The sequence below is a fragment of the Sporomusa sp. 246TCP1 genome, from assembly GCF_057319775.1.
Map to the genome: position 1 here is coordinate 4,892,375 of NZ_CM170492.1, position 12,459 is coordinate 4,904,833.

Genomic DNA, 12,459 nt, shown 5'->3' on the forward strand with positions numbered 1-12,459 from the left:
ACCTGCCCTTATACGCGAAAAATAAGCTGCTGCCGCAATTCTGTCCGTTCACGTCCAGCCGCCAGACGGTAAACTTCCGGGCTGATCATTTGCAAAAGCTCATCGTCCGTTTTTGTCACGTCATCAGCAACAATAATTTTTATAAACTTAATTAATAATTCCGTGTAACTGTCTGGTAATGGCACCGGGTCACTTGTCGAACTGACCTGTAATTGTCTTTTATAAAGTATCTGAATGGTCGATTCGTTTGCATAAATCTTATCACCCAGTAACTGAAACTCCCCACGGTCAGGCTGACGATTAAGCGGAGCATGTCTCCAACCGTTTTCAACAGAAACCAGTGACTGAAAATCTGCCGGCAAATCTCCGACACCGTTACTCAAAGGTATTTCAGCCTTCGTAATCAATAAATTGGATGTAGTATTACCTAACGCTGTTGAAATGATTGTCAACACACTTTTCAACGCATCCATCAAGCTATAATCACTAATTTTTGTCTTATTAGGATCATTAAGTTTAATGCGGGCTTTATAAAGCAACTGGGCAACCGTCATGTCATATCCCCCCTTCAGAACAACGATATGCTGGATTCAGACGAAAAAAAAGCCGATAGCACCGGTCTGCCCATTCATCGTCCCCGGCCATCTCAGCCTGAAATCCTTCCCGTAGTAAAGGGTCTGCCTGCAAAAGCGAGGGGGATACAGAGCCAAATTTGCGCATAGTTTTGTCTGGTGTAAAGCCTTTACCAATAGCCTTTTTCTCTTCATGGCACAATTGTCGCAATGCCGTATCGTCAATATGATTTACCAAAATTATTTTATTGCCATCCTGCTGGAGCTCTTGGCCAATAATCAATTATAATCACCGTCATTTCTGTAAAGTAATAGGGAGGGTTATCCCCTCCCCTTAAATTTTAAGCACCAATGCCGGTCATAGCCGCATGGGCTTCCTTAGAACGGCACCGCAACGTTACTTCACCGGTAATCGCCTTTTCATAGCGCTTGCCCTTCTTGCCCAACTCCTCGACATGGAACGGAATCAAAAAAGCCGGTTTGAAATACTGCGGATCAATAATTTCCACCCTGCGACCGGTAGTTTTAAGAGCACCCAGTTTACCAGTTGTAGCATCTACCACGCGGTTAATCATCCGGTGTGGCATCAGCTTAATCACGCCAGCGTCCGATTCATAGAAGTCCAGCGGAGCAACCGCTTTCTTCTCTGTTTGGTTGCGTTGTTTAGTGGTCCCGGAGTCTTTTCCAAACGTGTTATTGGCTTTTCGTTTTTCTTTCATGGTCATCACGGCAATTTTAGGATTGCCACCGGCTGTCCATGCCTTTTCAATGGCATCGTTGAAGCCTTCTTCATCAAATACGTTAGCCGGAGTTCGTGTAGAAGTATCAATAATATTAATCGTATTGAAGTACGGAATGCCACCCATACGCCCAGGAACGGTTGCCGTATGCTGAGCAGTCGTATCCGACGTGACCAGCACAGCTTCCAGGTCCATGGCAATGCCTTTCATATATTTATCAAGTTGATAGAGAACTTCATCTTTAACACCGTGCTTTTTAACCGCTTGCTGAGTTGTCGTGATATAAAATACGCGGTCAAAAATCTGAGTGTGGTTGTCGATTCTGGATCGGGCGTCCACTTCTTCCGGTACATAGTCGGAACCTTCTAACTGCGGGTCATTCTGCGGGGTCGGCAACGCGTCATTGAGTTCGGATACTGTAGTATTGTCTGCTTTTCCTTTTCCGAACATTGTTAAAAGCGGCGTATCGTCGGGAGCAATGTTAGTGATGATATCTGAAATATCTTCGACTGTCCCGACAGTGGTATAGCTTTGAGAACCTTTTGCCATTATTGTCATTCCTCCTGATCATTTTTTATATTGCGCCCCGGCAATTAGCCGAGATTAGCAATCCTGTCAGCAAAACCAGTACGCTTGTAATACTCAATGCGTTCATCCTGGTTCATCTTGCCTATTTCGCTTGGATTTAATTTTTCTTTGACTTCCTTGTCATTACCGGGTTTTAAAGTTTGTGGCGGTACCTTTTTGGGTTCCTTAGTTACCCCAGTCTTCTTGGCGAAATACTCACGCCGGCATTCTTCCCAATACCCTTCCAAGACAGGAATATCGGCTTCTGTAGCCTCTCCTTTATTTAAGCGTTCAATAGCCGCAGCAATGGGCGCAGCCTTCGAAAACGGCATCGAATGGATATGCGTTTGCGCTAGTTTATCAACGTTGGCAAATTCAGTGCCTGCTTGCTTTTGCAGTTCCTTGGCCTTGCTTTCAATTTTCGAATAAACGCTTTTCCTGGATTCATCCTGACTTCGTTTCTGCGCGGCCGATTTTTCAAGATAGCGCTCAAGCTTTGCCTCGGCCCGGAACAACATGCGTTGATGTGCCATGTTGTACTCATCGAATTCTTCCCCTTTAGCGCGAAGTTCTTCAACAACCGATTTCATAGCAGCTTCTGCAATTTGCTCTGCCAGTTCTTCCGGAGTAGGCGCTTTGTCAACCGGTTTCTGTTCCGGAGGTTTGGTATCCGGTTTTTTGACCTGATTGGCTACAAGCGCCCGGTACAGCGGCAGTGATTCGGGTGGAATACGCGCCGGGTCTAAATCGGCTATATTGGTGGATGCAATCGAAAACAGTTCTTCGGGCGAATAAAAAGACGGCTTCTGTTCGCCGTCATCATCTCCCTGGTCTGTTGTTTGCTTGGCTGGCTCACCAGTTTTTTCTTTCTCGCCGCCTTCGCCATCATCGTCGTTGCCCTCTTCTCCATCTTCGGTACCGTCATCATCATCTTCGATATACTCCAGGTCGCCGTCCTTGTTGAGTCCCAATTTGTTGGGAATTGCTATTGGATCGCCGGATGGTTCACTGCCACCCTCATCGTCATTGACATCAAGATCAATGTTTTCATTGCCCTGATCGCCAGTATCATCGCCAGCGTCGCCACCATTATCGGCAAAGAGTTGTAAGCCAAATGAATTAAGTTTGTATTCTTCCATGGGTTATGTTCCCTCCTTATTCAACTATTTGCCAGTCATCGGCAAGCATATCTACTTGTGATGGGTTCCAGCCTATAGTAATTGTTCCGTCAGCTGCCTTCATATCGATATGTGACTTTATTTCAACACATTCATCACATTCGAGCAATCTTTCGCCATAAAGATGGTTTGCTGTTTCCAGTTTAAGATTAACCGCAGGAATAATACTACCAACAGTCATATAAATAAACATGCCTTTTCCATTCCAACCTTTACGGCATACCTTAAAACCTTTTTTCAGGGCTTCCACGGCAAGCCCAAATGTCATACCATCGGTCTTGCGGTTTGAGTCTTCAAAGATTCCTTTTGGTGACCAAGAAATATATCCATCTTTGTATTTCACAAGATAGCCTTCGTCATTTGGATCTTCATCCTGCGGAATTGTCCATCCTTTGAATTTGTTATAATCACCCCGCGTCATAGGCTCAGCGTGAATTATTTTTACTCCAATGTACTTGTCCACTAAAAACATCTCCTTAAATAAAAATAACGGCTATTCACCGCCTTTATTACTATCCAAAACCTGTTGTGCAACCTTTCCCCCATTAATAGCCGCGGCCAGGGCATGGACAAACTCCCCAACAGCTACAGCCTTGTATTTTAGGGATAGTACCTGCTCATCCGGCGTATCAGGCAGTGCCTTGAGCAACCCCTGGCGGTATTCCTGCAGCCAGGAGCGCGTCCAATCCAATACCTGCTCCGCCGTCTCCCCCTGGAGCACCTGGGCCTCCAGCTTGGCTTTCTGCTCCCTGTCCAATCGGCATTCCTCCTTTCTCTGCTGCTTTGGCAGCCGTCTGTAATTTTAGATTAGCCACGAAGTCATCTGGAGAGGCTTGGATACCTTGAGCCTGCAAAAGTTGAGCCTTTACATTTGGCGGCAGATTATCGAAATCAATACGCAGCGACTGTGTCGTCTTAACGTCCGGCCCCTTCTCTTCTTGCTCCATCTGCTGCATAAGCTGCTGCGGATCAGTCACATAGTCATCTGAATTCTTATAGCCCATTTCCTCAATCAGTTTTTTCACGCATTTATAAACGTTCTGCGGTGTAGCAATTCGCATCTGTAATAATTGCGGATACATGCCTAAAAGTAACTGCAGTTGCTGAATATTGACCTCTTTTGTGCCTGTGCCAATACCTGCAGCGATAACAAAGTCGAAGTCACCGGACAGGTTCGCCGGATTAATGCGAAGCACTTTATTGGTCAGCCGGATAGTGGTGTCATCGTCAATGTACAATTGGTTCAGCATGGCAATGTACTTGAACAACTGGACAAAGCCTGTTTCGGCAAAAATCCGGGCAATCAGTTCCAGACGCTGATTCGCGGCCCCCATGATCATGCTCACGCCAGTCGCAGTCTTGTTCAAGCTGTTAGCATCAGCACCCTGGTTATACCGGGTAATCCCGGTTTTATTCTCCTTCTGGCCTTCCAAGTACTCCATGAACGGCATGGTAAGCGGAGAAACTTGACTGCTCGGAATCGGCAAAACAGCATTGTGCGGATCGCCGTTAATGCGCCAATATTGCCGTCCTTCCAGTAAGTCATCAATGTCCTGAAACTTGGTCATATCGACGGCAGCCTGCGGATTGTTCGCCAGGGTGATATTGTAAACCAGCAGTCGTAACAGCGCTGTTTTGAGATGCTGAATTTGGGCAATCATTTCACTAAAGCCGCGTTCAGCAAACAACTGATGCGGGTCCAATGTCGGCGACAGCGAAAAGAACGGATGCCGACCAAGAGAATTCTCTTCAGTACGCAGGATGATATCTCCGGACCACCAGACAATAACATCTTCCACTAACCCGTCATCGTTGACATCGTATTTGACGTAGGTTTCGCGGACTTCAACCTTTTTGTTCGGGGTGTCATCGTTTGCTTCCCAATCCTTTTGCCAGGTAAAACGCCGCGTCGCCTCGTCTAGGCGGGTATAGGTCAGCCCATCCAGTTTTTTCTCGTCATCATCGCTTAATTTCCGGTAGTGACCGGACTTTACTTTACGCCGGATAGAGTCCAATGTCACGGCCTGGACATGTTCTGAAAAGTCCAGTTCGTCAACATCCCGGGCATTAGGAGCAAACCGGAATTCACTGGCCAGCAGAAAGTCAATGACCGGCTGATTCTTAATAACCTTTTCCTCCTGCCAGCGGACATTAAAAAGACCGGGAGCAATCTCCACGGCTTCAATGATCTTAGCCTGCCGCTTTGAAAGGAGCAGCATGTCCATTTCCTGCTGGGTCATTTGTTGTATAAAGGCAACCGGCTTGGTTTCGCGTTCCCAGTAACATTTCGTTGTCGCCATGTTAGTAATGAGCGCATACTTCATCCAGTTGTGAAACTTCAGGAAACCTTTGTTCCGGCGCTGGATTTGATAGTCAATTAGTTCCTGCATGGTTTCAGCGTTCGCCACATCGTCTTCCTGTGTGCCCTGGATTTGAATAATTGACTGGCCGCCGAAAAAGATCTTCATTAATGACGGCATAACCCATTCGATTGTATCGGCTACATCGGACGAAGTGAGGCTGGATATTTCGGATAGCCGCTCAAACATCTTGGCGTAAAAGGCTTCCTTCGCATAATAAATGTCGATTCTCTCTGCTATCTTCGGTTCAATTTCTTCCTCATAGTATCGTTGGGCAGACGTGTGCCGGTTTTTCAGGTAGTTTAACAACTTATCTTCTTGTTCTGGCTGTATTTTCAGTGCTTCGGCCACAATATCAACCCCTTTCTAGCCAGCAGCGCGAACAATGCAGGTGAAATTACCGGTTGCCGCAATCGAAAACTGCTTCGTCGGAATAACAAGCTCATCAAACTTTTGGCCGGCTGGGACTGTTGCTGTAATGCTGCCGACTGTGATCGTAACGGCTGCCGTTCCGGTGTTAACCAGCACAATACTCTGAATCGTGAAGTCATACGTTTTACTTACGTTGGCATTGCCGGTAAAGGCGTCGTACATGACGCCGGGATAAATTTTCACTATAACCGCCTCCTTTCTATAAGCGCCCGGCTTTAGGCCAGTTTCTTGGTTTCTTTTCGGGCATAGAAAAAACGCTCGCTGCAACATAGCCTAGAGCGTCCATTGGGTGACTGTATTCGTTTTTGTCGGGTTCTTCTAGTAATTGCCCGGAAGCAAGTTGTTTACGGTGATAGCCACCAGTAAATGCGCCAATCATAAATGTGCAGCGCGGATCAATAAGCAGCATCGCCTGCCCTTGCGGGGTGGTAGTTGTCAACAGCTTTCTAATTGCTTCTGATCTCGTACCAAAGGCTACGGGTCCAGGAAACACATTTATACTGTAATCTGTACGCAATATGTCGGTTGCACTCTTTTCATCGTTCGGGCTCCGGTTATTGCCAGCAGGATCGCCATAATCCGTAAATTGATAGTTTGGAAAATAGGTCCCTGATTCTGATTTGACAGCTTTAGCGAATGGATGTAGTCCACTATTTAAGCCGTTTAACTCTGGATATAATAGCAACAATTGACCAAAAACAGTAGTCTGGCAGAATACCACAGCGGGATTGAATGTCTGGCCGTAATCCCATCCACGAAATAAAGGCCTGCTTGGTATTGACTTGATCGGTTCTTTTGCAACATGAAAATCAAACCGAAACTCTTCATACCAGGCTTTACCCATAAACACATTAAAATTTATCTCCATTTCTCTCTCCCACGCAGCAGCTGTAGTACCTTTCTTTTCATTTTCAATCCATGCGGGATCGCGCTTATTCGGGTCTGCAGTGTAGTGGACTCGGGCAACATATACGCCGTTAGATGTACGAAATTCAGTAAGACCTTGAATATCACTCATAATGTTCCCTCTATTAACCTTTGGAAGAATCCAGGGTTTGCGCTACTATCAATCACGATCTTTCCACCACCTTGGATTGTCGGCCTGAGCGCTGTCCATGTCAGTTCAGCTGTGCCCCAAAACGCCATTTCCGTGCAATACACTCGACTGGCGGTATATTGGCGCAACTGGTCCGGCCCTTCTGCAACAGCAAAAAAAGAAGTGCCATTTGACAGCTGTACTGTCTCATAGCCCTTCCCGTCATTATCTTTAATTTTTCTTTCGACCTTTGGCCAAAATCCTAGGCCCATTGCTGGTAGCTTACCATACATGAACATAATGCGGTCATCGCCCATGAGATAAGCGCTGTCAGCTGCTTTCTTTGATTGAATAAATATAGTCATATTTCGGTGGAATAAGGCTTCCCATAGCACCAGTGCCAGCAATCGCCATGTCATCATCATTCGGCGCGACTTAGGTATAGCTAATATTGGTTCACTGATAAACAGTTGGTCAATCCTGTGCAGATATTCTTTTTGCGGAAATTTCTTTACTTGTCCAGCATCAGCTTCGTCGCGAGTCCATATGCATTCGTCAATAAACAAAGTTGGATTGCGTTTCCAGTGAAGCCACTTAGCAGCTTTGGCTTTACGCTCTTTATCACGTCTCTCCATGAATTATTGCCTCTAATTCTTCATCAGAAAGGTGACTAAATTCATCGTCTTGATGGTTTTCACCAATTCCTTCTTTATGTTTAGCAATTTCGAGTTTTTGCTCATCAACCTTGCGTTGCCATTTGTCAGGCAACCAATCAAAGTATTTACTCAGTTGATCCCATGCCCACTTCTTATCAGCAAGCTTGATGCTAATTCCATCCTTGCCCTGCTTGACTTCCTGAATGACTGATGTATCAAGTTCCTCACTCTCGCCAATAGTAAGCATGCTAATTGGTTCCTTTATGAGCTTTCCGTCTTCGTCTTTCATCGGTCCGTCAGAATCATAGACCACTCTCTCCACCATACCAAAGCGGATGTAGTCGCCTATGTCGGCACCGGCAACTTTCATACAGAACGCAAGAAAGTCCTGTATATCAAGGTGCAGGTCCTGGCGGAATAGTTCTTTTAAGCGATCTACTTCCTGCCGAACGCGCGGCCGCTGGTATACTCGGCTACCAAGAACCTGGGCGCTGTGCTTATTACTGCCTTTTGCGTATCCAGCAAGCAAAGCCGCCTGCGTCAGATTCCACGTCCTAACATAGTGATAACAAAAGAGCTGCTCCTGATCGGACAGCTCAGGGTCTGGTTCGGTTACTGTAGACTCTTTGTATACATTTTTATTTTTGTCTACATTGTCTACAGCATTTTTAGGCTTTCGAAGTGGTTTGTCACGTTCCCATTTGTATCTGTATTTCCATTGCTTCACCGTACTCATTGGAACATTATATTTCTCAGCTATCTCCCTGTACTTCATGCCAAGGATATAGTCTCTTAATGCTAATTCGTGCATTTGAGGCACTTACAAGGTCACCACCTCCCAGCTCGGTATCGTTATTATTTCAGCACCCCAGTCACCCGGCTGCCCTTCTTACCCCTTGGAGGCGTAGGCGGGTGGATAATGGATGTGGTTGTTGGTACTGGTTTAGGTTTTGGTTTATCATTCACGGTATCGCCTCCTGTTTTGGGCATAATAAAAGCGCCCCGAAGGACGCTCTAAGAAATTAATCGCACCAATCATGCCTGCACTTTTGGTGGCACTTAGGACATTCACATTCATCTTCAAACCAGTGGTCACATTTAGGGCATTTTTCACACTTTAATTTGCATTCCCAGTGACATTTAGGGCACTGGTGAGGATGCATGTGCCCACATTTTGAACATTTCTTGAAACAAAACTTTTGGCAACCATCTTGATTATAATTCATTTTTCTATCAAACCTCCTTTGTTACATAATATGTTGCTTAATAGAAATATGTGTTAGGCATAAGAAAAGAGCCTTTTCGGCTCTGGCATAATTTTTGGCATATTTTACGCAATGTATAATTAGCCGCCAACCGGAAAGGAGGAACCAGTCAGCGGCCCTGGTAGGCATTAGAGTATAAGAAAAGCGCCCTTAAGGCTATTAACCCCAGGGCGCACGATTCGATTGTCTAAATTTTATCACTTTGTCAAATTAATATCAAGTGGCGACAAATAATCTTTGGAATAAAGTGCCTGTAGATTGCCTTTTTAATTTCTCTTTAGCTGTGCTGCGGCCTTTACTCTTGCTTCCACCGGATTTAGGGCTCTTGACATGCATGCACTGTTTCGGCGCTTTAGTTGCCTTTAGCACGGTTTTTTTTATTTCTTTCGGTGTATCAACTGTCCTGTGGCTCTCTGCATCACAATCGGGGCATCTTAGAAAATCCATCTTATCCCATATCATTTCTGCTCCGCAATAATGGCATTTATTATAAATTAACTTTGGTGCCTTCTGCATACTCCCCACCCCCCATAATATATAAAAACCGAATAGGGCAAACCAGCTGCCCTTTATCTGTATGTATTTAGTATCATTTGGAAATACTACTACCGGAGTGCGCAACTCCTTAAGTCAGGGCGACTGTATGAAGCAGAGCTCTGGCTTTTCTATTTTTATAAAATATCTTCCGCTTGCCCACGGCTGCAGGATTGTTATGGCTTTCAATTTTTTCACCTACCCTTTACTATTCTCAATGAATTTATTGTCTACCGTAGGTAATACTAGTAAATAACTATGCGAGGTGATAAAATTGCACGATCGATTTGTAAGAGGATACATAGCGGGTACTATTGGCGGAATAGTAATGGGTTTGCTCAATTTTATCTTATATAAACTTGGCTATTCGGAAACCAAATTTCTTGACCTAGTATCTGTTATTTTTTTAGGATATATTTCTGATAACATTTTAGAACAGGCCACTGCTCAAATAATTCAAACTGGGCACGCCGCATTTACAGGTATCGCATTCGCATATTTAGTACCAAAAATCAACAACAACTATTTAAAATTCAAGGGAGCAACTTATGGAGTTATTGTATGGTTTATAATCTTTGGAATAGGATCCCTGTATAAAGTACCCCTGTTCACAAAAAGTGCGGCGACTACCGTTCTCACATATCTTTTTACATCAGCACTCTGGGGAATAGTTGCGGCGTTAGTCCTAATTTGGTTTGAGCAACATTCCGAAAGTACACAAAAAAGCCGCCAATCTAACCACATAATACCCTCCCCGGCCTATAAACGTTTCTCCGATAAGAATGTTGAGAGGTTAGAAGAACGACTTGAGCAAGATGAAAAACTTTTAATGCAGGTAATAAGCGAACAGCATAAAAGCAAACGGTCATTCCTGTCATGGTTTAAATTTTGGTAAGCTATGATTCAGTCACCCTCCCTCGTTTATTTGTCTTGGTTAGGGCTGGTTAATCCGCCGCCTTATAACCCCGTGGACTGCAGGCCTTAATATAAACACAAAGCTGCACTCCATTGGTCAGACAAACTGAAATCTCATCATCAGCGGTCTGCCTGACATCCTGGATTGCCACGAACCCGGGAACATACTGTTGAGCAAATGCCGGGGCTTGATTTTTAATGGCCGATAATGAAACTGGCGCTCCCAATACTGGCGGCTGCTTCCGCTCGTACCAAACAGCCTCCGTACTCTCCTCCTGGCTACTTTTTGCCACCGCTGCATCAATGGCCGGCTGCAGATATTCCGGAGGCTGAACATCCCATCGCTTGGCCTGCTTAACATGCCGAACTACAAACACCGCATTGTCCTCCGCATTGATGTCACCGGTAAACTGAGCAATCGTGACCTTATACACCGTTGTCCGGCTACGCTCGACCTGAATAACATAGTCATGCTTTTGGAGTACAAACACCGCATGGCCTTTGGTCTCAATCTCTTCCGGCTTTGGTATGTAAGTAGCAATCTTCTTACTGCCATCATCACGGCAGATAATCTGAGCAAATCCCTTTGTTTTGCCGATTGCGCCGCCGGTCTCGGATATTGCCGGCAGGCCTGTTTTTGTACGAGTCACTTTGATTGTTAATTCCATGATTCTCTCCCCCTCATTATTTGTGTCGGTTTCCTTACATGCGTACAAGAAGTTAACTTTTCACAACTGCTCATATTTTTTATTATGTAAACTGTACTAGAATTATCATCCAGCCTTATCACTAAACTTCATCGGATTGTATTGAGGCTCTAACCGCTGCGGCTTCCGCGGTATATCTTCAAACGGCACTTCTGGCTTCTTCTCCGCTTTAGGGCTGCCTCCAACCTCCGCACTAATGCAGCAGGTCAACGCTTCTCTCTTTGCCTTTGCCGCCGCATCAGCCTCAAACTTGGCGATATCATCAGCGCTGGCCTTATGAATAGTAACCCCGCTATGCTGAGTAGCAAAATACTCTTCCTGGTCCTGTATAAACTCTGTAATCGGTTTTTGCATGTATTGAATAGGCAATCTGCTGTATTCCATCCTTACCCCTCCCGAATCAAAATCTCAGTCCGGCTACACTCCACAACCCAGGCTTCTGAGGTTGATAATCTAAGCATTGGCTACCTTTGGTCTTTTAACTGCCACAACAACCTTGGATAAATCTCTCTTAGGCTTATCCCATACAACGCCCCGGCTCATTGGATAGCCGCCGTATTGTTTACGCATTGTATCACCCCTTAACTTGCCTTCCGTGGCTTATATTCTTTAAATGTGCAACTTTTACGCAACCATGGCCGGTTACACCAAACGGCCAAATCTTTAATGACCTGCGGCGCATGCGCTTTATCGTAAACCATCACAAAAGGATTAAAGTCGCAGGTTTCAGCTATCCCGATTCTTTCTAAGTCCTGTTCAAGAGTAGAATTATAATTCACAAGTATGTACAGCATTTTTTTGCGAAAATCCTTAAACCCATACTCTATTAGCATTTTGGACTTTTCTCTGATAATTGGAGCTAGCTTAATATCATCAAAGGCAAACCTGATACTGTCTTGCAATCTAATTTTGCGGAGATAATCTGCCTGCTCCGGCGTTAATATCCGAATATCTAACCCTTGACAAAAATCAACTTTATAGTCGTGGTCTATAATTTCCAGGCACTTTTCACGCCATAGTGTATCGGCAAGGAAGTTATTGTCTAATAATGTAATCACTTTGCTTTTTGGATTCGCTATTTCGCTCGGCATGGCCACATGGCGAATTTTGCCTTCTTTAATCGGCACTACGCAAAATGAACATTGTCGGATACACCCCCTGGAATTAAAGCCAAATCCATAATTTATTCCATACAATTCATAATCAGGCTTCATATTTTCTATTTCATCAGGTAATCTTTTTTCAAGGTTCCATCCGGTACCGCCAACCTCTACCCCGATTTCTGCCAATCGCTCGGAAATGTCTCTTGATTCTCGGAAAACCGTCGCTCCATACAACTTATCCCTAGAACTAAATAGCGACTGTCCTCTTAGCACATCAGATGGAGTGAGGATTTCCGTTTCGTGTCCTTGTGCTTTATGCCACGCCGACAGCTTCATAAGTGCCAGATTCGGCAGCTTACCGTCAATCTGTATTAATCCGATTCGCAATACCAAC

Annotated in this window: 16 protein-coding genes; 1 reads left to right on the forward strand and 15 read right to left on the reverse strand. The window is 44.9% G+C overall.

All coding sequences use genetic code 11. The features are described from left to right. Positions 1–8: 8 nt before the first annotated feature. The 12 genes from AC1ECB_RS23125 to AC1ECB_RS23180 form a co-directional block, all read right to left on the reverse strand. Complete coding sequence (locus tag AC1ECB_RS23125) at positions 9–554, reverse strand: hypothetical protein (protein ID WP_485665995.1); 546 nt, start codon at positions 552–554, stop codon at positions 9–11. Position 555: 1 nt separating this feature from the next. Next, positions 556–855: a hypothetical protein gene (locus AC1ECB_RS23130; RefSeq protein ID WP_485665996.1), complete on the reverse strand. Its 300-nt coding sequence runs from the start codon at positions 853–855 to the stop codon at positions 556–558. A gap of 58 nt (positions 856–913) precedes the next feature. Continuing rightward, positions 914–1,861, reverse strand: coding sequence for an SU10 major capsid protein (locus tag AC1ECB_RS23135; RefSeq protein ID WP_485665997.1), 948 nt, complete (start codon positions 1,859–1,861; stop codon positions 914–916). A 44-nt stretch (positions 1,862–1,905) separates the two neighbouring features. Beyond that, complete coding sequence (locus AC1ECB_RS23140) at positions 1,906–3,018, reverse strand: hypothetical protein (RefSeq protein WP_485665998.1); 1,113 nt, start codon at positions 3,016–3,018, stop codon at positions 1,906–1,908. A gap of 16 nt (positions 3,019–3,034) precedes the next feature. After that, the gene (locus AC1ECB_RS23145) at positions 3,035–3,520 is read right to left on the reverse strand and encodes a DUF2829 domain-containing protein (RefSeq protein ID WP_485665999.1); all 486 of its coding nucleotides are present in this window, start codon (positions 3,518–3,520) and stop codon (positions 3,035–3,037) included. A 30-nt stretch (positions 3,521–3,550) separates the two neighbouring features. Then, positions 3,551–3,706, reverse strand: coding sequence for a hypothetical protein (locus AC1ECB_RS23150; RefSeq protein ID WP_485666000.1), 156 nt, complete (start codon positions 3,704–3,706; stop codon positions 3,551–3,553). After that, positions 3,687–5,768 carry a portal protein gene (locus tag AC1ECB_RS23155; RefSeq protein WP_485666001.1) on the reverse strand — a complete coding sequence of 694 codons (2,082 nt, stop codon included), beginning with the start codon at positions 5,766–5,768 and terminating at the stop codon, positions 3,687–3,689. The genes AC1ECB_RS23150 and AC1ECB_RS23155 overlap by 20 nt, the downstream gene beginning before the upstream one ends. Before the next feature lie 15 nt (positions 5,769–5,783). After that, positions 5,784–6,032 carry a hypothetical protein gene (locus tag AC1ECB_RS23160; protein ID WP_485666002.1) on the reverse strand — a complete coding sequence of 83 codons (249 nt, stop codon included), beginning with the start codon at positions 6,030–6,032 and terminating at the stop codon, positions 5,784–5,786. A 16-nt stretch (positions 6,033–6,048) separates the two neighbouring features. Next, entirely contained in the window at positions 6,049–6,867 is an 819-nt protein-coding gene (locus AC1ECB_RS23165; protein WP_485666003.1) for a hypothetical protein, read from the reverse strand. Next, complete coding sequence (locus AC1ECB_RS23170; protein WP_485666004.1) at positions 6,864–7,520, reverse strand: hypothetical protein; 657 nt, start codon at positions 7,518–7,520, stop codon at positions 6,864–6,866. The genes AC1ECB_RS23165 and AC1ECB_RS23170 overlap by 4 nt, the downstream gene beginning before the upstream one ends. Next, positions 7,507–8,352, reverse strand: coding sequence for a terminase small subunit (locus AC1ECB_RS23175; protein ID WP_485669392.1), 846 nt, complete (start codon positions 8,350–8,352; stop codon positions 7,507–7,509). The genes AC1ECB_RS23170 and AC1ECB_RS23175 overlap by 14 nt, the downstream gene beginning before the upstream one ends. Before the next feature lie 670 nt (positions 8,353–9,022). Continuing rightward, entirely contained in the window at positions 9,023–9,322 is a 300-nt protein-coding gene (locus AC1ECB_RS23180) for a hypothetical protein (protein WP_485666005.1), read from the reverse strand. A gap of 292 nt (positions 9,323–9,614) precedes the next feature. Here AC1ECB_RS23180 and AC1ECB_RS23185 point away from each other — a divergent pair, with 292 nt between their 5' ends. After that, complete coding sequence (locus AC1ECB_RS23185; protein ID WP_485666006.1) at positions 9,615–10,235, forward strand: hypothetical protein; 621 nt, start codon at positions 9,615–9,617, stop codon at positions 10,233–10,235. Between the two features lie 49 nt (positions 10,236–10,284). Here the strand turns inward: AC1ECB_RS23185 and AC1ECB_RS23190 are convergent, their stop codons facing one another. The 3 genes from AC1ECB_RS23190 to AC1ECB_RS23200 all read right to left on the reverse strand — a co-directional run bounded on the left by AC1ECB_RS23190 (position 10,285) and on the right by AC1ECB_RS23200 (position 12,452). After that, on the reverse strand, positions 10,285–10,923 hold the full coding sequence (locus tag AC1ECB_RS23190) for a hypothetical protein (RefSeq protein WP_485666007.1): 639 nt from the start codon (positions 10,921–10,923) through the stop codon (positions 10,285–10,287). 105 nt (positions 10,924–11,028) lie between these two features. Beyond that, entirely contained in the window at positions 11,029–11,346 is a 318-nt protein-coding gene (locus tag AC1ECB_RS23195) for a hypothetical protein (RefSeq protein WP_485666008.1), read from the reverse strand. Between the two features lie 197 nt (positions 11,347–11,543). Next, positions 11,544–12,452 (reverse strand): radical SAM protein, encoded by a 909-nt coding sequence (locus tag AC1ECB_RS23200; RefSeq protein WP_485666009.1) that lies wholly within the window; start codon positions 12,450–12,452, stop codon positions 11,544–11,546. Between the last annotated feature and the right edge of the window lie 7 nt (positions 12,453–12,459).

Bases quoted from the DNA above. Each gene is read 5' to 3' on its own strand.
- AC1ECB_RS23125 (WP_485665995.1), bottom strand. From the start codon at position 554: ATGACGGTTGCCCAGTTGCTTTATAAAGCCCGCATTAAACTTAATGAT.
- AC1ECB_RS23135 (WP_485665997.1), bottom strand. From the start codon at position 1,861: ATGGCAAAAGGTTCTCAAAGCTATACCACTGTCGGGACAGTCGAAGAT.
- AC1ECB_RS23140 (WP_485665998.1), bottom strand. From the start codon at position 3,018: ATGGAAGAATACAAACTTAATTCATTTGGCTTACAACTCTTTGCCGAT.
- AC1ECB_RS23165 (WP_485666003.1), bottom strand. From the start codon at position 6,867: ATGAGTGATATTCAAGGTCTTACTGAATTTCGTACATCTAACGGCGTA.
- AC1ECB_RS23170 (WP_485666004.1), bottom strand. From the start codon at position 7,520: ATGGAGAGACGTGATAAAGAGCGTAAAGCCAAAGCTGCTAAGTGGCTT.
- AC1ECB_RS23175 (WP_485669392.1), bottom strand. From the start codon at position 8,352: ATGCACGAATTAGCATTAAGAGACTATATCCTTGGCATGAAGTACAGG.
- AC1ECB_RS23180 (WP_485666005.1), bottom strand. From the start codon at position 9,322: ATGCAGAAGGCACCAAAGTTAATTTATAATAAATGCCATTATTGCGGA.
- AC1ECB_RS23190 (WP_485666007.1), bottom strand. From the start codon at position 10,923: ATGGAATTAACAATCAAAGTGACTCGTACAAAAACAGGCCTGCCGGCA.
- AC1ECB_RS23195 (WP_485666008.1), bottom strand. From the start codon at position 11,346: ATGGAATACAGCAGATTGCCTATTCAATACATGCAAAAACCGATTACA.